General features: G+C 45.9%; 16 protein-coding genes. 10 read left to right on the forward strand and 6 right to left on the reverse strand.

The window, feature by feature from the left end; translation table 11 throughout:
- The 5 genes from K0O23_RS08170 (at nucleotide 1) to K0O23_RS08190 (ending at nucleotide 8,146) form a co-directional block, all read left to right on the forward strand.
- Nucleotides 1-1,680 carry an alpha-amylase family protein gene (locus K0O23_RS08170; RefSeq protein ID WP_219876923.1) on the forward strand — a complete coding sequence of 560 codons (1,680 nt, stop codon included), beginning with the start codon at nucleotides 1-3 and terminating at the stop codon, nucleotides 1,678-1,680.
- A 71-nt stretch (nucleotides 1,681-1,751) separates the two neighbouring features.
- On the forward strand, nucleotides 1,752-2,831 hold the full coding sequence (locus K0O23_RS08175; protein ID WP_219876924.1) for a site-2 protease family protein: 1,080 nt from the start codon (nucleotides 1,752-1,754) through the stop codon (nucleotides 2,829-2,831).
- A 544-nt stretch (nucleotides 2,832-3,375) separates the two neighbouring features.
- Nucleotides 3,376-3,765, forward strand: a complete 390-nt coding sequence (locus tag K0O23_RS08180; RefSeq protein WP_219876925.1) for a BlaI/MecI/CopY family transcriptional regulator — start codon at nucleotides 3,376-3,378, stop codon at nucleotides 3,763-3,765.
- Nucleotides 3,762-5,789 (forward strand): M56 family metallopeptidase, encoded by a 2,028-nt coding sequence (locus K0O23_RS08185; protein ID WP_219876926.1) that lies wholly within the window; start codon nucleotides 3,762-3,764, stop codon nucleotides 5,787-5,789. Before K0O23_RS08180 ends, K0O23_RS08185 begins: the two co-directional genes overlap by 4 nt.
- Before the next feature lie 206 nt (nucleotides 5,790-5,995).
- Nucleotides 5,996-8,146 carry an IPT/TIG domain-containing protein gene (locus K0O23_RS08190; RefSeq protein WP_219876927.1) on the forward strand — a complete coding sequence of 717 codons (2,151 nt, stop codon included), beginning with the start codon at nucleotides 5,996-5,998 and terminating at the stop codon, nucleotides 8,144-8,146.
- Between the two features lie 94 nt (nucleotides 8,147-8,240).
- On the opposite strand, the gene K0O23_RS08195 is transcribed toward K0O23_RS08190, so the two are convergent.
- Entirely contained in the window at nucleotides 8,241-8,705 is a 465-nt protein-coding gene (locus K0O23_RS08195) for an Hsp20/alpha crystallin family protein (protein WP_219876928.1), read from the reverse strand.
- Between the two features lie 623 nt (nucleotides 8,706-9,328).
- On the opposite strand from K0O23_RS08195, the gene K0O23_RS08200 reads away from it, so the two are divergent.
- The 4 genes from K0O23_RS08200 (at nucleotide 9,329) to K0O23_RS08215 (ending at nucleotide 15,489) form a co-directional block, all read left to right on the forward strand.
- Nucleotides 9,329-10,261 (forward strand): DUF3667 domain-containing protein, encoded by a 933-nt coding sequence (locus K0O23_RS08200; protein ID WP_219876929.1) that lies wholly within the window; start codon nucleotides 9,329-9,331, stop codon nucleotides 10,259-10,261.
- 28 nt (nucleotides 10,262-10,289) lie between these two features.
- Nucleotides 10,290-11,669, forward strand: coding sequence for a dGTP triphosphohydrolase (gene dgt, locus K0O23_RS08205; protein WP_219876930.1), 1,380 nt, complete (start codon nucleotides 10,290-10,292; stop codon nucleotides 11,667-11,669).
- 272 nt (nucleotides 11,670-11,941) lie between these two features.
- On the forward strand, nucleotides 11,942-13,276 hold the full coding sequence (locus tag K0O23_RS08210; protein WP_219876931.1) for a M16 family metallopeptidase: 1,335 nt from the start codon (nucleotides 11,942-11,944) through the stop codon (nucleotides 13,274-13,276).
- Between the two features lie 131 nt (nucleotides 13,277-13,407).
- Nucleotides 13,408-15,489 carry an insulinase family protein gene (locus tag K0O23_RS08215; RefSeq protein WP_219876932.1) on the forward strand — a complete coding sequence of 694 codons (2,082 nt, stop codon included), beginning with the start codon at nucleotides 13,408-13,410 and terminating at the stop codon, nucleotides 15,487-15,489.
- A gap of 595 nt (nucleotides 15,490-16,084) precedes the next feature.
- On the opposite strand, the gene K0O23_RS08220 is transcribed toward K0O23_RS08215, so the two are convergent.
- A complete protein-coding gene (locus K0O23_RS08220; protein ID WP_219876933.1) occupies nucleotides 16,085-16,993 on the reverse strand; it encodes a DUF72 domain-containing protein in 909 nt (302 codons plus the stop codon).
- Nucleotides 16,994-17,344: 351 nt separating this feature from the next.
- Between K0O23_RS08220 and K0O23_RS08225 the strand changes: the two genes are divergently transcribed.
- Nucleotides 17,345-17,983, forward strand: a complete 639-nt coding sequence (locus tag K0O23_RS08225; RefSeq protein WP_219876934.1) for a septal ring lytic transglycosylase RlpA family protein — start codon at nucleotides 17,345-17,347, stop codon at nucleotides 17,981-17,983.
- Nucleotides 17,984-18,133: 150 nt separating this feature from the next.
- Here K0O23_RS08225 and K0O23_RS08230 read toward each other — a convergent pair whose 3' ends face one another.
- From K0O23_RS08230 to K0O23_RS08245, 4 genes are read right to left on the reverse strand one after another with little or no spacing between them, the layout of a single operon-like run.
- Nucleotides 18,134-18,835 carry a DUF4097 family beta strand repeat-containing protein gene (locus tag K0O23_RS08230; RefSeq protein ID WP_219876935.1) on the reverse strand — a complete coding sequence of 234 codons (702 nt, stop codon included), beginning with the start codon at nucleotides 18,833-18,835 and terminating at the stop codon, nucleotides 18,134-18,136.
- Between the two features lie 29 nt (nucleotides 18,836-18,864).
- Entirely contained in the window at nucleotides 18,865-19,698 is an 834-nt protein-coding gene (locus K0O23_RS08235; RefSeq protein ID WP_246596995.1) for a DUF4097 family beta strand repeat-containing protein, read from the reverse strand.
- A gap of 40 nt (nucleotides 19,699-19,738) precedes the next feature.
- Nucleotides 19,739-20,524, reverse strand: coding sequence for a HEAT repeat domain-containing protein (locus K0O23_RS08240; RefSeq protein ID WP_219876936.1), 786 nt, complete (start codon nucleotides 20,522-20,524; stop codon nucleotides 19,739-19,741).
- Nucleotides 20,511-21,029: an RNA polymerase sigma factor gene (locus tag K0O23_RS08245; RefSeq protein ID WP_219876937.1), complete on the reverse strand. Its 519-nt coding sequence runs from the start codon at nucleotides 21,027-21,029 to the stop codon at nucleotides 20,511-20,513. Before K0O23_RS08245 ends, K0O23_RS08240 begins: the two co-directional genes overlap by 14 nt.
- Nucleotides 21,030-21,200: the final 171 nt, after the last annotated feature.

The raw sequence follows: 21,200 nt of genomic DNA on the forward strand, positions 1-21,200 counted from the left end.
ATGAGAGAAAGAGACCTTTGGTATAAACGGGCCGTAATTTATGCGCTTGATGTAGAAACGTTTCAGGATTCTAACGGTGACGGCATCGGCGATTTTCAGGGCCTGATCGGGCGCCTCGATTATCTTGCTACGCTTGGTATTACCTGTATCTGGCTTCTGCCCTTTTACCCTACCCCTAACCGCGACAATGGCTACGATGTAATGGACTATTACGACGTAGACTCTCGCCTGGGCACACTCGGTGATTTTGCTGCTTTTATACGTGAGGCACAGGAGCGTGGCATGCGCGTTATCGTAGACCTGGTGGTAAACCATACTTCTAACCAGCACCCATGGTTCCAGGAGGCGCGCCGCAACAAAAACTCAAAGTACCGCGACTATTACACCTGGAGTGACCAAAAACCGGAAGACCCCGCTTACGACCCAGCCTTTGAAGGAGCAGAGAACAACATCTGGAGCTGGGACGAAGAGGCCCAGGCCTATTACCTGCACCGGTTCTATGCACACCAGCCCGATCTCAATTTCAGTAATCCCGAAGTACGCAAAGAAATTCATCATATAGCGGGGTTCTGGCTTTCGCTGGGTGTGTCTGGTTTTAGAGTAGATGCAGCGCACATACTGGTGCAAACCGACCAGTTAGATAGCTCCGAGAAGTTCTACGACCTGCTGGAAGACATGCGCGATTACATTAATATGCACAGCCGCGACGCCATACTTCTGGCAGAGGCCTCCGGGCCACCGGATGCGGTAGGTAAGTTCTTTAAGGGCGACGAGCGTATGCACATGATGTTTAACTTTTTACTGAACATGCATGTGTTCCTGGCTTTGGCAAGAGAAAAGGGCAGCTCTATATCCAAAGGGCTAAAAATGACACCCGAAAAGAACCATAATTCGCAATGGCTTAATTTTTTGCGCCACCACGACGAACTGAATGTAGAAGACCTGGAAGTAGACGAACAGGAGATCGTCTTCAAGGCCTTTGCCCCCAAAGACGACATGAAGATCTATGGCCGGGGTATACGCCGGCGGCTGGCCCCCATGCTAAAAGGCAACCGGCAAAAGCTGGAACTTGCCTATAGTATACTTTTTAGTCTACCAGGCACTCCCATGATACAGTATGGCGCCGAAATAGGCATGGGAGACGACCTGAGCCTGCCAGAACGCTTAAGTGTGCGTACCCCCATGCAGTGGAATAACGAGTTAAATGCAGGATTCTCGAGGGCTGTAGATGTGGAGCTGATACACCCGGTTATTGACAAAGGTGCTTTTAGTTACCAAAAAGTTAATGTAGTGCAGCAGCAGCGCGAAACTAACTCATTGTTAAACTGGATGGAGCGTGTTATAAGGCTGCGCAGGCAGTGCCCCGAGCTAGGTGATGGCGAATGCACTATACTTGAAACAGAGGATAGCCGCCTTTTTGTGCATAGCTGCGAACTACAGTATAAAACTATTGTTGTACACAACCTGAGTGGCGATACCTGTAAGGTAGAACTGGAAGAACTACGCGAAACTGATATGCATATAGATGAAGTGTTCAGCAGTTCGGATTATACTTTACCTAAAAATGGCAAGGTAGAAATAGGGCCTTATGGATACCGCTGGTTTAGGCTGCACAAACTACCAGAAGTAAAGCCTGATGCCAGGAAAACAGCAGCACATACAAAGAAAACCAAAGTATAGCCACCATTTAACTCACTGATAAACAATACCACCTGCATTGCGTTAATTTAATATAAAGTATAACTGCAAGTATGAAATGGTCTCTGAAGCTGGGAAGTATAGCCGGAATTAAAATACTCGTACACTGGACGTTTATTTTTCTGATTGCATGGGTGGTTTTTTCGGAGGCGCAACGTGGTAGCGACGTAAACACAACACTGCTTACCATTGCGTTTGTGCTTACTGTTTTTTTATGCGTAGTGCTGCACGAACTGGGCCATGCCCTTACCGCGAAGCGCTACGGCATCAAAACTAAAATGATAACCCTGCTGCCCATTGGCGGTGTTGCCAGCCTGGAGCGCATGCCCGAAAAGCCCAAACAGGAATTACTTATAGCCCTTGCAGGCCCGGCTGTAAACGTGGTTATAGCTTTTATACTTTGGTTGGTGCTGCCATCGCTGCAAAGCGTACCCCCTGAAGAATTTTTCGTGCGCATTACACCGGCTAATTTTTTATACCTGCTGCTTTTTGTAAACGTGATACTGGTGGTGTTTAACGCTATACCTGCTTTCCCGATGGATGGAGGCAGAGTGTTGCGTGCGCTATTGGCCTTTAAGCTGGGCAGAGTACGGGCCACCCAAATTGCGGCTAACCTGGGCCAACTGCTGGCTATTGGATTCGTGTTTATCGGTTTATTCTACAACCCGTTTCTAATCCTGATCGGGGCATTTGTATTTTTTGGCGCCTATGCCGAGAACATGCTCGTGCAACACCTCGACTTTTTACGCGGCCACAGCGTGCGCGAAGGCATGATGACCAACTATGTAACACTAACCCCCACCGAAACCGTGAAAGATGCTCTTAACAAACTGCTGATGGGCTCGGAGCATGAGTTTATCATAGAGCAGGATGGGCAGGTGGTAGGCACACTTACACGCATGCAACTGATACAGGCTATAAAAGAAGAGCAGTTAAACAAACCTGTTTCTGAAATCATGTCGCAGGAATTCAAGACCTTTAACGTGCAGGATAAGTTGGCCGAAGCTTACACCGAACTACAGAAAACCCGTGCCCCTTTAATACCAGTCCTCGAGAACGGCCGCCTGGCCGGCGTAATTAACACCGACAACATCAACGAGTTTATCATGATCAAATCTGCAATGATGCATTAGTTGTTAGTTGCTGGTTGATCTTTGATAGTTGATCGTGCTTTGTAGAGACGCAATACCTTGCGTCTTGTTTGCTACAGGGCAGTAGGTTTGGTTATTTGTGGTTGGTTATTCGTTGTTCGATCCTGGTTTTTTATTGTTTCCATAGCGCAAGTGTTAAACGAAGTGTCACTTGTGCTGGTGCATGGTGTCAAGTCTTCAGACTTGCGGGAGTATGGAGTATGGATTTATACTTTGTCAGATGGTAAAGTATAAACATATACTTTGCAGAAGTTGAAAGTATGGCTCACGGAAGTCTGAAGACTTCCCTACATAACGCGTCACAAGTCACCGCTACGCTGAAGACTTGCGCCAGGAGAAATCTGTTACTATGGCAAATAAGACGCAAGGTATTGCGTCTCTACATTTCGAATAACTATCAACTAACAACTAATACCCAAACTTTTTCCATTAACTACGAAAAAAATCGTAAATAAAATTTCATTTTACGAAACCATTCGTATATACTTGTAATGCAACTAAGCAGTAAAATAACCATCTGTTAACTATGACTTTGGAAAAAACACCTAAACCTACCGAATCTGAGCTGGAGATACTACAGGTGCTCTGGCAACAAGGCCCCAGCACTGTGCGCGTAGTACACGAAGAACTGAGTAAGAACAAAGAAGTCGGTTATACTACCACGCTTAAGCTAATGCAGATCATGGCCGAAAAGGAAATGCTGGAAGTAGATAAATCCAGCCGTTCCCACATCTACCATCCAGCTCTGGAAGAAGAGAAAACACAGCAGCAACTGCTGGGCAGGTTCCTGGATGCCGCTTTCAGAGGCTCAGCCAGCAAACTGGTGATGCAGGCCTTAGGCAACAGCAAAACATCCAAAGCAGAATTAGACGAGATAAGAAACTTATTAGATAAACTGGAAGGAGGAAGCAAATGAACCAGATACTTAACCTTTTCTCAGAAACAGTAGTGCAGGCCCTGGGCTGGACGCTGCTGCACTCGCTTTGGCAAGGCGCTTTGCTGGCCATTATACTTAGCCTGCTGATGCTGGCACTGCACCGCCATACTTCTAAAACACGTTATACAATAGCGGCTAGTGCCTTGCTTTTCCAAGTGCTTGTTTCGGCCATCACTTTCGACCACTATTATTTTTTACCGGCTCCTGAGTCAGTTAATGCAAGTATAACCCTTGCAACAGCTCCGGCAACATCAGTTGTAATAGAAGCTCCGGCATCTTTCTCAGCAAATCCTTTGGGCATAGCTAAAGTATACTTTGAGCAGCACATGCCTCTTATAGTTACCTTCTGGCTAATGGGCCTCTTGCTGATGGCGCTCCGCTTTATAGGAGGATTAGCTTATACCCAGCGCCTGCGCCACTATAAAACCATCCCGCTATCTGAAAAATGGCAACAACGACTGGCGGCACTTCGTCAGGAACTGGGCATGTCGAAAGCGGTGCGCCTGGTAGAATCGGCGATGGTAAAGGTGCCGATGGCCATAGGCTACACCAAACCAGTTATACTTTTGCCTGTAGGTGCTGTCACAGGCCTTTCGCAGGCGCAGGTAGAGGCTATACTTGCACACGAACTGGCGCACATACTCCGGCGCGATTACCTGTTCAATATCATTCAGTCTGTAGTTGATATAATATTTTTCTATCATCCTGCCATGTGGTGGATATCGGGTTTAGTGCGTGCCGAGCGTGAAAACTGCTGCGACGACATTGCTGTGTCTGTATGCGGCAGCAACCTTACCTACGCCCGCGCCCTTGCCGAACTGGAGGCAATGCGCATGCCGGCCGGCCCTGCTCTTGCCATGGCTTTTTCAGGTAAGCGCCATACGCTTTTAAGCCGCATTAAAAGGCTGGTAGGGCAAGAGTCGATCAGGCCTACGTTTGCCGAGGGCTTTATAGCCGCCCTGGTGCTGGTGGCTGGTTTAACCGCTTTCTCGTATGGCGCCATGGCCAGTTTAAAACAACTTAACCACAAAGAGGTAGCCGAAAAAATTGAGATGAACACCACTCCGGCTACTACCGAAATAGCAACCACTTCGGAACTGATTACCTGGGAAGATGATGAAACCACTGCTTATACTTTTAAGGCCCAGGACGGTGACGGCAAGACAAGAGATGTGGTAATTATTAAAAATAAGAAGGGCGAGGTAACAGAACTATATGTAGATGGTAAAAAGATCCCTAAAAAAGATATCCCAAAGTATACCGAACTAATAAACCAACGGCTGGAAGCAATAGAAAAAGCTCCTAAAGCAACTACAGCACAAGTACAGGCAGGTTTAGAAGAAGAGCGTAAGGTTGTAGCCAGAGCAAAGCGCAACCAGCAGCGCACCACGGAATATACTTACCAATATGTTGGCCCTGGCGATAGCGCAGCATTTGCGCCGCATCCTCCTATGCCACCAATGCCCCCTATGGCTCCTATGCCACGCATGAGTGCTTTTCCGCCTATGCCGCCTATGGCTCCCTTGGCTCCGCTATCAGGCGATAAAGAGGCACAGAAGCGATACAAGGAAGAGCTGAAGCAACACGAAAAGGAAATACAACTGCACAGAGAAGAACTCAAAAAGCATGAACAGGAAATGCGAAGGCAGTTCGAGTCCGGGGCAATAAGCCAGCAGCGGTATCAAGAGCAGGTAGAGCGCCACCAGAAACAGGCAGAAGCCCATGCAAAGCGTGCCGAAGAAATGGCCAAACGCCACGAGGAAATGGCCCACAAGCACGAGGAAAGGGCGCGCGAACATGAGGCCCGGATGAAAGAGCTAAGGAAAGAAATGATAAAGGACGGGTTCATAAAAAATGAAGAAGACAAAGTTGATATCCGGATAACCAAAGACAGCCTTTATGTAAACGGAGAAAAGCAGAGCCAGGAGCTTTATGAGAAGTATAAAAAGCTCATGAATGTGAACATTACAGGAGAGGGCAACTTCAGATACCAGAAAAACTAACCAACTACTTCCAAAACAACCACAGCAGCCTGCAGGTTTATACTTTGCAGGCTGCTGTGGTTTAGGAGGCCCTGGTTTGGATGTTGGATTAAAATTTCAAACTATATATCCATATTTATACTAATTTGCGTAAGTATACCATGTTGTGGCACCCTATAATCAACCGCAGCATATTTTGCTCTACATCTATAACCGTATCTGCAAGCATGATAAAAATATACGCAGCTTCTATTGCGCCGGCACGCATTAAGCTTAGCATCTTATACACCATCCTTCTTACGCTGTTTACCACCACCAACCTGTTTGCCGATAACGGGCTCCACATGGTTCCGATCTCGCTTGATGAACGAACACGCAATGCCGAGGTAATAGTTGAAGGAGAAGTGATTTCGCAGAAGTCTTTCTGGAACGCTGATCGCACTAACATTTATACTTCTAACATTATCCGGGTTTATAAGGTGTTTAAAGGAGGGGTAAAAGAGCAGCAGCTCGAATTAATTACACTAGGAGGTAGTGTTGGCCTTAAAAAGCATGTGTCATCTACGGCACTTGAGCTATATAAAGGGCAGCAGGGTATTTTTTTCCTGATGCCGGAGAAAGAAGTGAGCACTACGCCTTATAACTTAAGCCTGCGCACAAGAGCCTATGCCAGCCAGCAGGGCTTTGTAAAGTATAACCTACAGGAGGGCTCTGCTACAGATGTTTTTGACACTTACAATGCTATACAGCAACTTTATAAATTAGTAACAACGAGAACCGGCAACAACTACAACACTATACAGCAAAACACTACACTTAACAAGGCCCTGGACGATATTAAGGCAGGCTCCGATACACAAGCACAGAACAGCCTGCTTTTACCGGTTATCACCAGCTTCTCTCCTACTGTTACAACTGCCGGCACCGATGCAGTGCTAACTATAAACGGAACAAACTTTGGCAGTAGCAGAGGCTCCGGCAAAGTTGAGTTTCGTAACGCAGATGATGGTGGTAAGACATTTATGGAACCCCGACTTAAAGACTATATATCCTGGACAAACACGCAGATAAGGGTAAGGATACCATCGCGCGGCGCAACCGGCGGCACAGCTGGCTCAGGCGAAATACGCGTGACTGCCTCGGACGGAACTTCTATCACCAGTGCAACAAAGCTAACCATAGAGTACTCAATTCTTAATGTTACATTAACCCAGAACAATATCAGGTCTTTTGAGCCGCTGTTACAGAACAAAGACGGCAAGGGAGGTTATACCGTTCGCTATGCTCCAAGTATGCAAAGCAGGTCTGCAGCTAAGGAGGGCTTTGAACGTGCCCTTAACAACTGGACATGTGCTACAAATATAAACTGGCAAATCGGAGCGCCTACCACCATCGAGGCTGCCAAAGACGACAATATGTCTGTTGTCCGTTTTGCCCCACCTTCTGCATTTGACAAGGAGGGGGTATTGGCAAGCACGATCAGCTATTGGGAGGGATACCGCTGCGGAACAGATACATTGTTTTGGGTTAGCGAGTTCGATATGGTTATTAATAACACTATTGCTTGGCAATACGGACCGGGCGGGCCCACAGGCAATCAGTATGATTTTGAAACAGTTATTTTGCACGAGCTGGGCCATGCGCACCAATTGGGGCACGTAATTTTGCCGCGCGCTGTAATGCATTATGCAATAGAAGTAAGAGCTTTAGTCCGTGATCTAAGCGATGCCGATATAAGGGGCGGAAACCGGGTAATGGCGCGAAGCGTGGCCCCTTTCAGTTGCAATGTACCGCCCAAGCCAATGATACCAGAAACCGATGCAGACTGCAACCTGGCTCCAGAGGTCGTCACGCTTGATGGCAGCTTTCAGGGCGGGCAAGTGGTGCTTAACTGGCTAACACAACAGGAACAGAATGTAAACTTTTATACAGTGCAACGCAGCGCTAATGGCATTGACTGGGAAGATGTGGCGGATGTAGATGCGAAAGGCGCAGGCACCTATAAATACACTGACATAAGCCCGCTTCCAGACATTAGCTACTACCGGCTTAAGGTGGTATATAAAGACAATAATACTGCTCTCTCAGCCCGTGTTCGGGTAATAGACCCAGGCTCGTTGCGGAAGCTGCAAGTATATCCCAACCCGGTACCACCGGATGTTTACAGCGTTAACCTGTTATACCTAGTACAGGCTAGCACAAACCTATCTGTGCAATTGTATAGTGCTACAGGAAAACTGGTACGGGAGATAGATTTTCCTTTATCTGATGTAAATGCGCCAATAGAGTTATCGCTAAGCAATCTGGCCCCTGGCGTTTATATCCTGAAGTGGCAGGAACGAACCGATAGCGGCGAGTTTAAAATAGTGAAACTATAAGAGGCTATAAGTTTAAAAGTAGAACTACTAAAAGTGTAAACACAAAGGCCGGAGCAGCATGTAGTTGCTCCGGCCTTTGTGTTTTGTAAGCTTGTTACTTAATCTCTATTTTCTTTCTGCGTTTTTCTGGCTCCTGGCCTTTTGGTACTGTAATATGCAAAACGCCATCCTGGTATCGTGCCTTAATAGCATCTTCTTCTACAGACTCAGGTAACCTGAACGAGCGGCTGAAAGAGCTGTAGTTATACTCCCGACGGGTATAATTATCCTGTTCTTCCTTATTATCAGATTCTTTCTGGCAGCTAATCGTTAGTGTACCCTCTGTTAAGTCAATGTTAAAGTCATCTTTGGTCATGCCGGGTGCAGCTACCTCAATACTGTAGTCTTTTTCGTTTTCACGGATGTTAGTAGCAGGCATGTTGCCCATCAGTTGGCGCCCTAACTGTGCGGGCATTCTCATAAGATCGTTGTCGAAGAAGCGGTCCACATCTCCAAAAAAATCAGAGAAAAAAGAGCGTGGCGCCACCCCTTGGCTTTTTTCACGTGTTGCAGGTTTCATAGTTCACACTCCTTTCTAATAAGTAAAACATCGGCAAAGCAGCTTTGCTAGCTTAAACAAACTTTGTTATACTTAAATTTACGAACTATAAACCAGTCAGTTACAGCTTTCAAAAGGATATTAACTCCTTCTGAAAAGCCGCAAAAGACACACAAACAATAGCAGGTAAAACCAACCTTGTACAGTAAGTTAAACTTGCCTTCCCACAAAAAGCGGATGAGTTTACACAGGATAAAAAGAACGCGGCCAACATTCCGGTTTCTAAGTTATCCGCAAGGCAGATATTGGAACAGTAAGTTTTCTAGCTTGGAAAGGGCGATTCGTATAGATGCAAATTTGGCCTATTTAATAAACCGATACAAAGCATTTTACACCCTGTTTGTAACATCAACTTTCAGCCATTCTTTTACTTTAAAGACTCTAAAACCACCCTCAATTGCTTTAAACAAAACATTAATTTATTAAGCGCCCTGTTTATTGTAACATCATAACATCAGGTGATAAAACTTTTTTTGTATGATCCAGGTCATTAAAAGCGACAATACTGTGCACGGTTTGGCTTTATTATTATCATAAACCTATATTTGGTGCAGATAAGTATTTGCTAGAATCGCAGCAACAGCATGGCCAAAAACAGACGCAAGTTTACACAGTGCCCAAACTGTGGGTATACTTTTGAAGATATAAACAACTACTGCCCTAACTGCGGCCAGGAAAACCACGACCTTAATGTACCTGTAAAACACCTCATTGCAGAGTTCTTTGAGGGCACTTTGCATTTTGACACCAAAGCCTGGAAAACGCTGAAATACCTTATACTTAAGCCGGGCCTGCTCACCGAAAAATTTAACATTGGGAAGCGTGCATCTTATGTTCCGCCATTCAGGCTATATGTGTTTGTAAGTATAATCTTCTTTTTTGTGCTGGCACTTACCACAGACAACATAATAAGATCAGATGGAAGCGCCGGTTCTGATGGCGATGTTACGTCTTCACTTCCCGGAGTTACCATCAGCACAAACTTAAACGACTCTCTTCTAGCCGCCTCTGATACTGCAGCACTTAGAAAAGTAAGAGAGATCACACAAAGCTCTCAAGAACTGCAGGCACTCAGATCTGAATTAGGAGAAAGCGGATTCGCCTCAGAGTTTGCCAAATTTACCAGTCATGGCGATGAGTCAAAGCAAAAGCTTTTCAAGAACCTTTCATTTATGATGTTCCTGCTGATGCCGTTCTTTGCGCTGGTGCTATACTTATACTATCGCAAGCAAAACCGCAATTACGTAGAGCACCTCATGTTTTCTATCCACCTGCATACCTTCTACTTTATACTTTTAATAGTCGTCTTACTGATAGGGCAGCTTTTCCCGGCACTTGATACCGACTGGGCAGTGCTTTTTATTATGACTTTATACTTATACTTTGCCCTGCACCAGGTATATAAACAGTCTTATCTGCGCACATTCCTGAGCCTGCTGCCCATTGGTTTTGTTTACTTGATAACTTTACTTATCTTTTTCTTAGGCACTGTTTTCGTGAGCGTGCTCTTAACCTAAACCTCTTATACTTTATCCTTTTACCTTTATGCCTTTAACCGCTACCACCACCGCCTGGGCCAAACTGCTCTCAAAGAAGCGCTTCGAAACTACGGATAAAAAGTATACTTCTGATGAGTCGGTGCGGGGCGAATTTCAGCGCGACTACGATCGTATTGTGTTCTCCTCTGCATTTAGAAGGCTGCAGAACAAAACACAGGTAATGCCTATGCCGGAAAGTGATTTTGTGCATACCAGGCTTACCCACAGCTTAGAGGCATCGGTAGTAGGCCGTTCGCTGGGCCGCATTGTGGGCAAAAGTATACTGGAGCGTTACCCGGAGCTGGCAGAGGAAAAACACATACAGGAAGCTGACTTTGGCGATGTGGTAGCAGCAGCCTGTTTAGCGCACGACATTGGCAACCCGCCTTTCGGCCACTCCGGCGAAGATGCCATATCAGCATACTTTCTTAGCAGCGAGGCACAGCCTTACTTAGCAAACTTAACAGAGGCAGAAAAAGCAGACTTAGTGCGTTATGAGGGCAACGCAGCAGGCTTTAGAGTACTTACCTATACATATCCGGCACACTGCAACCTTCCAGGAGGCCTTAGCCTTACTTATACTACACTGGCTACTTTTACCAAGTACCCCAAGGAGTCGCTGCCGATTATACTTAATACCAAAAATACCAGTGAGAAAAAGTATGGCTTCTTTCAGACAGAGAAGCACTGGTTTAACAACATTGCCAAAGAGCTGGGCCTTCTAAAAAAAGGGCAGAACAGCGAAGTGTTTTACCACCGCCACCCACTGGCCTTTTTAGTAGAAGCCGCCGACGATATCTGTTACCGCATTATTGATTTTGAAGATGGTCTCAAACTTGGCCTGGTTCCGCATGAACAAGGCATCGGTTTGCTGCGCCAGATCCTGAACGACAACCCTGGCCGCAAATCAAGCCTTACCTTTTTTGACTGGAAAGAGGAAATCGGCTACCTGCGTGCCCGCATTATCGGCAAGCTGATAGACGAAACAACCGCACTGTTTTTAAAGCACGAGCAGGAGATTCTTGCCGGTACCTACGATAAACCACTTATTAATGAGTTGGAGTGCAAACCTGTGTTGGACAAGATAAAAGACCTGTCTATACGCCTGATTTACCAAAACCGCCCTGTGCTGGAAATAGAGGCAGCCGGTTTCGAGGTGCTAGGTGGCTTGCTGGATGCAGGTATAAAAGCCGTGTTCGAGAAGAACTCCAAACACCACCGCAAACTCGCAGCCCTTATACCACCGCAGTACCTTGAGCTACCAGAAACAGCCACAGATTACGATCGCATTATTCACATCTGCGATTTTGTAACCAGCCTTACCGACCAGGCTGCATTAGGCCTTTACCGCAAAATAAAAGGTATAGAATTGCCTAAGATGTATTGATTTTAAGTGCTGTTAAAGGTTTATACTTTTAGCAAACTGCCATACTTTATTCATTAACGCGGTAATTACAGGCTATGTTAAGCGCACCTTTTTTTGTTCGTCTACAAAATCATTGGGTTCATCTGCATTTGCCCTTAATTGGCAGAATCGGGCACACCATATATGGTTTTATATTCGCTACTTCCCCAAATTTGAACTAATTTTAGACTTCATAGAAGTTAATTTACCTATTACAAAACAGTATTAGTATTCTCTTTAAGTAAACAAACACAATGAAACGCAAGCTATTACTATGCCTGCTGTGGTGTGCCTCCGGCCTTATGGCCATGGCGCAGACCAAGGGCAACAAGATTGAGTTCACGGAATACACCCTTCCAAACGGCCTACACGTTATTCTGCACCAGGATAAGTCCACACCTAATGTGGCTGTATCGGTGCTTTACCATGTAGGCTCTAAAAACGAGGTAGAAGGACGCACTGGATTTGCCCACTTTTTTGAGCACCTGATGTTCGAAGGAACTGAAAATATTGAGCGTGGCCAGTTCAGCTCATTAGTACAGAAAGCCGGTGGCGCACTTAATGCCAACACCTCCTTTGATAGAACATACTATTATGAGCTGTTACCATCTAACCAGGTTGAGCTTGGCTTATGGTTGGAAGCAGAGCGTATGAAGCATGCTAAAATAGATGAGGTTGGCGTTGAAACGCAGCGCAAAGTAGTACAGGAAGAGAAGCGTGAGCGCATCGATAACCAGCCTTACGGCTCTATGGGTGAAAACGTGTTCTCATTGGCCTACACCAAGCACCCATACAAGACAATGCCAATTGGCTCTTTCCAGGATTTGAACGCAGCCAGCATTGAGGAGTTCCGCGATTTCTACAAAACCTTCTACGTGCCAAATAACGCCACACTTTCTATAGCAGGCGACATTGATATTGAGGCTACCAAGAAGATGATCGAGAAGTACTTTGCAGCCATCCCTAAAGGCAACAAAGAGATTCCTCGCCCTAACATCACAGAGCCAAAGCAGACAGAAGAGCGCCGTAAAACGGTTTACGATAACATACAGTTGCCAGCCGTTATCCAGGCATATCACATTCCGGCGCAAGGCACCAACGATTATTATGCCCTATCTCTGTTAACTACTTTACTTTCTGGTGGCGAGAGTGCGCGTTTACCCAAGGCGCTGGTAGATAAGCAGCAGAAAGCTGTTGCCGCTGCCTCTATCCCTTTCCCAACAGAAGATCCGGGCCTGTTCCTGACATTTGCTATTGCCAATATGGGCGTAGAGGTAGACGACCTGGAAAAAGCCATGAACGCTGAGATTGAGCGCGTAAAAACAGAAGACCTTTCTGAGCGTGAGTTTCAGAAGCTTCGCAACCAGGTAGAGAGCCAGTTTGTGCAGCAGAACAGCACTGTTGCCGGCCGCGCAGAAAGCCTTGCCAACTACGCCGTATACTTTGGTGATGCTAACCTGATCAATACTGAATTGCAGCGTTACATGAACGTGACCAAAGCAGACATTAAGCGCGTGGCAAACGAGTACCTGACCAAAAACAACCGTGTAGTGTTGCACTACCTGCCAAAGTCAGCTCAGCCTAAGTAATTTTTAAGACATAGGACAATTTAGACAAAGAACTTTATGACAAAAGACCAAGGAAATCAGGTTTATACTTTCTGAGAGTCTTTTGTCCATTGTCAAACGGTCTATTGTCAGGTTATAATTGAAGAGAAATCATGATAAAAAAATATTTTAGTACCGCATTTCTGGCGTTGGCACTTGTGTATGTAGCCCCTGCCCAGACAAAACAAACTCCTCCTCCGCCAGGTCCGGCTCCTAAAATTGAGTTGGGCAAGTATGAGCATTTCACGCTGAAAAACGGCCTGAAAGTATACGTAGTGGAGAACCACAAACAGCCAGTTGTATCTATGTCTTTGGTATTGGATAGAGATCCGATACTGGAAGGCGACAAGGCTGGTTATGTACAGGCAGCAGGCCAGATGATGCGCACCGGTACTACTAACCGCACTAAAGACCAGTTAGATGAGCAGGTAGACTTTATTGGATCAACATTAGGCTTCTCTTCTACCGGCTTTAACGCTTCGTCGCTTAAAAAGCACCTGCCAACATTGATGGACCTTACTGCTGATGCTTTGCTAAACCCTAAGTTTACGCAGGAAGAGCTTGATAAGATCAAAAAACAGATGAAGGCCAACCTGGCACAGTCTAAAGACAACCCGGATGCCATTGCCAGCCGCACGCGCAACCTGGTATTGTATGGCAAAGATCACCCGTACGGCGAGATTATGACTGAGCAGACAGTTGATAACTTTACGCTGCAGGACATCCAGAACTACTACAACACATACTATAAGCCAAATATTGGTTACTTAGCGGTTGTAGGCGATGTTAAGCCAAAGGAAGTGAAAAAGCTCCTGAACAAATCGCTAAAAAACTGGAAAAAAGGCGAGGTAAAAGAAGTAAAGTATGACCTGCCTCAACAGCCATCGCAAACGCAGGTAGTTGTTGTAGACAGACCAAGCTCCGTACAGAGCGTGCTTACTTTAACTAACCCGATAGATCTGAAGCCAGGAGCTCCGAATGCTGTTGCTGCCAGCTTGATGAACAATATTTTAGGTGGTGGTATGGATGCGCGCCTGTTCAAAAACCTGCGCGAAACCCATGGTTATACTTACGGAGCCTACTCTGGTGTAACCAACGACGAGATTCTTGGCCGTTTTAGCGCCAATGCCAGCGTACGTAATGCCGTTACTGATAGCGCTGTGGTAGAGTTTATGAATGAGCTTAACAAAATGCGTAACCAGCGTGTAAGCGATGATGAACTTCGCGATGCTAAAGCTTATGTAATGGGCAGTTATGGCCGAGGCCTGGAGAACCCTGCAACTGTAGCCGTTTACGCCATAAACACAGCACGTTACGGTTTGCCTGAAGATTATTATGCCAACTACCTGAAAAAAGTAGAGGCTGTTACGGCAGAAGATATTCAGCGTGTGGCACAAAAATACATACAGCCAGATAAAATGTACATTCTGGCAGTAGGCAACGCAGGCGAGGTAGCCGATAAGCTGCAGAAGTTCGACAAAGACGGTAAGTTAGACTACTACAGCACAACCGGCGAAGTAGTAGATCGTGCCGCCATGGGTGTACCAGCTGGCCTTACTGCCGAAACTGTACTTGACAACTACATTAAAGCTATTGGCGGTAAAGCAAATATCGAAAAACTAAAAGATGTAACGGTTACCAGCAACGCATCTATTCAGGGCATGCAACTTACCATTGTGCAGCAGCAGAAAGGCAGCGATAAGTTTGCCACGCAGGTATCTATGAACAACAGCCCCATTCAGCGCGTGATCATTAACGGTGACAAAGGCAAAATGGAAGCTCCGATGCAGGGCATCAACCAGGAGATACCGAAAGAGCAACTGGCCACCCAAAAACTGGAAGCTAACCTGTTCCCGGTGCTGCAGTATGGCAAATTAGGTATTACTACCAAGCTGACCGGCATGGAGAAGGTTGATGGCAAAGATGCTTATGCTGTAGAGGTTAAACAACCAAACGGCCAGAAAGCGATTCACTACTTCGCCAAAGACAGCGGTTTTCGCCTGAAAGAGGTAAACAACCTGCAGAGCCCACAAGGCGTGGTTACGCAAACCAAAACATACAGCGACTACAAAGAAGTAAATGGAGTGAAATTCCCTTATGTGGTGGAGACTACTGTTGGCCCGCAGGTAATCAAAGCTGAAGTACAGAATATTGAAGTGAACAAAGGCTTAAGCGACGATACGTTTAAATTGTAAGTATAAATTATACTTTGATAGTAGAAGAGGCTAGCCGATTGGTTAGCCTCTTTTGTTTTATACTTTGCGGTTGTGGCTGCTACTAAGGCAGGCGTTTTTCCGCTATTCATTCTAGCTACTATACTTCCTCAGTCTAGTTTACCTATACTTTCACCTTTGGCTTTTGTGCCCTCAAGGCCGGGAGGCCTCGCCTTTGCGCATCGCACTGTCTATTGAAGCTGCTCCGGGGGTAGGGGCCCTCTTTTAGCTCCGCTGCGGGCTGCCCTCCGGGCACCGCAACAATAGAAGGCGCTCAACGCACAAAGGCTGAGATCGACACTTCTTCGCAGGCGGCTATGAAACTTGTAAGAAAATTTCCCTCCCCTGTTTTTAGGGGAGGGCCAGGGTGGGGTAATTTGTAGGGACAGGTCGCGACCTGTCCGAGGAATGGCATCAGCAATGAAACCTACACTTCAGCTAAAGTAACGGCAGAAAGTCCCCCTTCGAAGGGGGCGAAGGGGATGTTTATACTTCTGCTACAGCGCCTATACTTGGCATTAAGCAATAGCCTCCTTGACTAAGGAAGCTAAGAGTGGTCAGCCTGCTACAGCCCTCCCTAAAACAACTCTCCCTGCACTGGCTGCACAAACTGCTTCGGAGTTTTAAGATCAAAGCCACTTACTTTGTTCAGCTGCTGTACCAAGTAAGTTTCCAGCTCTGGTGCCAACGTATTATCCGGCTCGTGCACAAAAAAGTAGAGCTGGCGCAGGCCATTTTCAAACCATACTTTCAGCCGCTGCACCCAGTCATCGATGCGTGTGTAATCCGTGGGGTGCAGGCCATTGCCGACAAAGCGCACCATGGCCGCTGGTGTAGTAAGGCGCATGTGCAGCACGTCGCGCCGGCCGGCCACATCGGTTAGCACAGTACCAACATTATACTTCTGCAGCACCTCAAAAAGCTCCAGGCTGGCTATGTTATCCACAAACCAATCGGGGTGGCGCAATTCCACGGTAATGGGTATACTTTCGGGAATAAATTGCAAGAAAGCCTCCAGATCGGGCAATTGATTAGGGGCAAAGTATGGCGGCAACTGCAGAAAAGAACTACCGAGCTTATCTTCAAAACCGGCAATGGCTTCACAAAAAGCTGCTGTTACATCTTGTGTGCTGCGCAGGGCGACTTCGTGGCTGATGAGCTGCGGAAACTTAGGGCAAAACTTGAAACCCTGTGGCACGGCATTTCGCCAACGGTCTACAGTAGTGGGGCTGGGGATATGGTAGTGCGTGCTGTTAAGTTCGATGGTACTAAATTGCTTGCCATACCAAAGCAGCGATTCTTTTTCAGGCATACCAGCAGGGTAGTATTTTCCTACCCAGGCTTTGTTTACCCAAACTGGTAAGCCAATGTATACTTGAGGCTTCTCATAACTACCCGATTGGCGCAACAAAGGCAGTGTATCGGGGTGGTCTGATGGCAGCGTGAAATCAACCCCGCTTATATCTTGCAGCTTTCCGAAATCCATACTTTATACATTAACTTTACCATACATATATGCTTAAATATAAGCAACTTACCTTGTATTTCGATAATTATACTAAATAGTTAAATATAACAAAACCAATTTTGACTATGCACCAATTTATACTTGGAGGTAAAAAAAATTTTTATTATTTTTTATAGCTTATTTTCTATACTTGTGAGCAATAAAAATCTTGCTTTATGCCCTTTAAACGGCCTTTTTTCTAAAATTTGACTTATAGCAATTTTAGCACTCCCGTCCGTATCCCCCTACATCCTGACTACAATAATCGCGTAAAAGGTCTCGTTTGTAAAATATTCCGTAACTTTGCGGCTTCATCAACTTTTAAATGATATGATAAATAATAGAAAGTGCTACCTATTCACAGTAATCATTCTTCTATTTATTGGCATTCATCAACCAATTTTTGCACAGACCCAGGACATCCAAACCGGAGAAGCATCGTGGTACGGAAGTAAGTATCATGGTAGAAAAACCAGCAGCGGTGAGCGTTATAATAAAAACGACATGACTGCAGCACATAAAACCCTTCCTTTTGGCACTAAAGTTAAAGTAACCAACCTCAAAAACGATGAGTTTGTTATTTTGCGTATCAACGACAGAGGCCCTTTTGTAGGCGACCGTATCATTGATGTGTCAGAGGTGGCAGCTAAGAAACTCGCTTTCCGCGGCCAGGGCATTGTAACTGTTAAAGTAGAAGTACTGGAACTACCAGGCGACTACAACCCGCAGAATGCCGGCATGTATACTATCCAGACAGGTGCTTACAGAAGCTCAAAGAATGCAATGGCACTCAGCCAAAAGCTTAAGGCATTCGACAAAAACCTGAATGTTGAGCTAATGGAAGACGAATCTAAGGGTAAAAAGGTACTTCGCATCAGAGCAGGCCGTTTTACCAGCCGCCAGGAGGCAGAGGCTTTTAACGAACTTCTGGAAGAAGAAGGCTTATCGGGTTTAGTGAAAGAGGCATAACCTCACAGATTAACCCACACCAAAAGGGCGCAGACTATAATAAGTTCTGCGCCCTTTTGCATTTAGATCCATCCTATACTTTATACTTACCAAAGCAAAAAAGCACAACCATACAGCTGTGCTTTTAGAGGGGAATTAGGTAGAATCGCTTTAATTCTGTTTTCGGAGGTATACGTTGTTGCTTATACTTTCCAGTTTAATATCGGTGCCGCCGCCGCTTACGTTGCCTTTTAGCTGATAGCCTACCATGGGCGCTTCTTCTTTTTTATTCGTGAAAGCGATATCCAGATCGGAGTATACTTCACCTGTTATTGTTTTCAAAGAAACGCCCGCTCCCTTTTTTGCTGCCCAGTTCATATCAACAAACCCGTTGATGGATTTAGCTGCCACAGGCCCGGTTACGCCTCTTATCTCGATGTTGCCATTAATGGTTTCTACGGTAAGGTCAGCGTCGCGGGGTACAAATATTTCGTAGTTAATTGTGCTGCAAGCATAACTTCTGGAGCCGTCGTTGTAGGTAGAGTAGCCTTTGCTATCCCGGCAATCATCAGCTTTTCCGTTCTTCATCAACTCTTTATCAAAGTCTACTTTAACACGGGCACTCGTCTGGTCTTCATTAAAGTTAACCAGCAGGGCATCGTTCAGCTTGCCGCCGTTTACTTCGTACGTCACTTTTACAGAGGCCTCTTTTTTATCCCAGGCAGTTATTTTGATGTTGTCACCGAACTTTAGCTGCAGATCTACGCGCTTATTAGCCGGTACCTTTAAGGTTTTCTCTACTGTTTTGGGCTGTGCCTGCACCAAGGCGATGAGCAGAAGCCAGCATATGAAGAATGAGGTTAGTCTTTTCATGGTTTTATACTTTTATAATGAGGTAAGAGCTATTTAGCTTTCCGGATGTAGATGTTGTTGCTAATGGAGTACAGGCTCATCTCCACGCCACCGCCGTTTGTCTTGCCGTCCACTTTATTGTTGCCGCCAACTCTGGAGAGCCCATCGCGGTTAGCATTTAGCAAGTTCATGTCAAAGTCTGTGTATACTTCGCCGGTTATGGTTTTCAGCTTAAAGTCGGCTTTGGTGTTGGCAGGCAAAGTAAGATCGATGATGCCGCTTACCGTAGAGATTGAGTTTGGCTTGTTCTGGTTTACTTTATCATACTTAATGATGAAATCACCTGAGGTAGAGCTGGCCACTACAGGCCCCGACACATTATTTAGCGTAGCTCCGGCACTGTTCAGCTTCAGTTCCACTTCTCCGTCAATATCGGAGAGCGTAATGTTGCTACCTCCCCACGAAGTTTCCTGATACATTACCGAGGCGTTTTTCGGGACCTTGATGGTGTATTTATTGTCTTGCCGAGAAGCCTGCGTTATGCGCATAGTGTTGCCCTCTTTAGTAACCGAAAGGCCAATTTCTGTGTTGTCCTCGGCTGTGTTGTAGAGTGGCTTGAGGCCGGCGGCACGCGCAGGTGGCGGCGTATACTTTCCTCCATCAATCACCACTTCATCGGAGTTATGGCCCACAATCTGTACGCTTCCCTGCGTCATGGTAATGATCACTTTATTGTCTTTACTATTCCCAAGCTTAGCTTTGTAGGTAGCAGCTTGCTTTGTCTGTGAGACAGATCGTCCACCGCCGCCGGTGCTTATTTGCGCCAGAAGCGGTGTGGTGGTTAGCATCAGGCATAGCGATGCCAGTAACATTGTCTTTTTCATGTTATATAATATTAGATATTCCTTAAAAAATTGTCTTTGCCTAGATCAGTATCCCGATTCCCTGGGCGGCTTTGTCTTTAACTACTGGTAGTAAATTCTTTTTCTCGGTAAGCTCCTGCAGCGGCTGCAACGCTCGCTTCTCTTTCATACCAACCAGCATATCGATCAGCGTGATCTGCATCAGCGGGTCCGATTGCTGCTTTAAGCCCTTTATAAAGGCCTCGCGTACTTTCCTGCTGTCTTTAAACTGGTACAGGGCTTCACAGGCTGCCAGGCGCACATTCACGTTGGCATCGTGATTCATGGTACTGATAAGCGCTTCTATTACTTCCTCATCTGGCTCCAGTTCTGTTTGCTGGCTAACAAGTTGTATGCGCTCGCTGGCAGAGTAACTGGTATTAGCTGTTGCCAAGGCCGTTTTCAGCTCTTTAATGTTTTGCTGCAGCGCTGCCATTTCATTGCTCTGCATATCAGTTTGCTGCTTTGCAAAGTAAAAGCCGGTCCAGAAGATACCCAGCATCAAAAGTATACTTGCCGCCACATGCCATACTTTACCAGTAAAAACCCACGGCATAAACCGCTGCCTGCCTTCTGACTGTTGTGCCTGTTCCTCAATTTTTGCCAGCAGCCAATCGTCCGTTATACTTTCATCCAGTTGCACCTCCTGCTGCTTGGCTATACTTTTAAATTGTGCGGCATGTGCGCGCAGATGCTCCGGCAGTTCCTGCTCCTGAGTAAAGTACTCACGCAACCATGCTTCCTCAGCCAGCGAGGTATTGCCCTCATAATATTTATCCAGTAATGCGCTTATACTATCTTGCTTCATAATTCTCTAGCTTTAAAAACCCGTCTCGTACACTTTTGCGGGCCCTCGAAAGTATAACCCGCATGTTGTTTACCGTGAGGTTGGTTATCTGCTCCATCTCCTCAAAAGTATAACCTTCCACATCGCGCAGGTGAAGTATAAGCCTTTGCTGTTCCGGCAGTATGCTCACCAGCTCCTGTACTTTATTTATACTATCCGCCAGTTCGTAGCTTTTGTATGGCGATACTCCCTCTGAGTTCAGTTCCAGTTCCAGTTCCGCTACATCTACCATATGCTTCCGCTTTTTTGCCTTTAACCTGTCCAGGCACAAGTTTTTAGTAACGCGCATGGCAAAGGCCTCTATACTATTGCAGGCACCCAGCTTCTCTTTGTTAGTCCAGAGTTTAAGGAATACATCCTGCAGCACGTCCTCTGCCTCCTCCCTGTTCTGAAGCAGGAAAGCGGCCAGCCGGTATAGCTTTTGCCTGGCAGGTAGTACCCTTTGCTTAAACTCTAATAGGTCCATTCAATTACAAAGACGACATGGGTGGGAAAACATTACAGCATTTCTTAAAAAAATCAAAAGTTAAGTAAAAAGGTGGCCGCACAGTGAGTAAAGAATATTTAAGCTTGCTATATCGTTAGTTAATATAGCATTTTGAATGATTTATCCAGACAAATGCCGGGTTTAGCTTTT

It is taken from the genome of Pontibacter aydingkolensis (genome assembly GCF_019443125.1).
GTDB lineage: Bacteria > Bacteroidota > Bacteroidia > Cytophagales > Hymenobacteraceae > Pontibacter > Pontibacter aydingkolensis.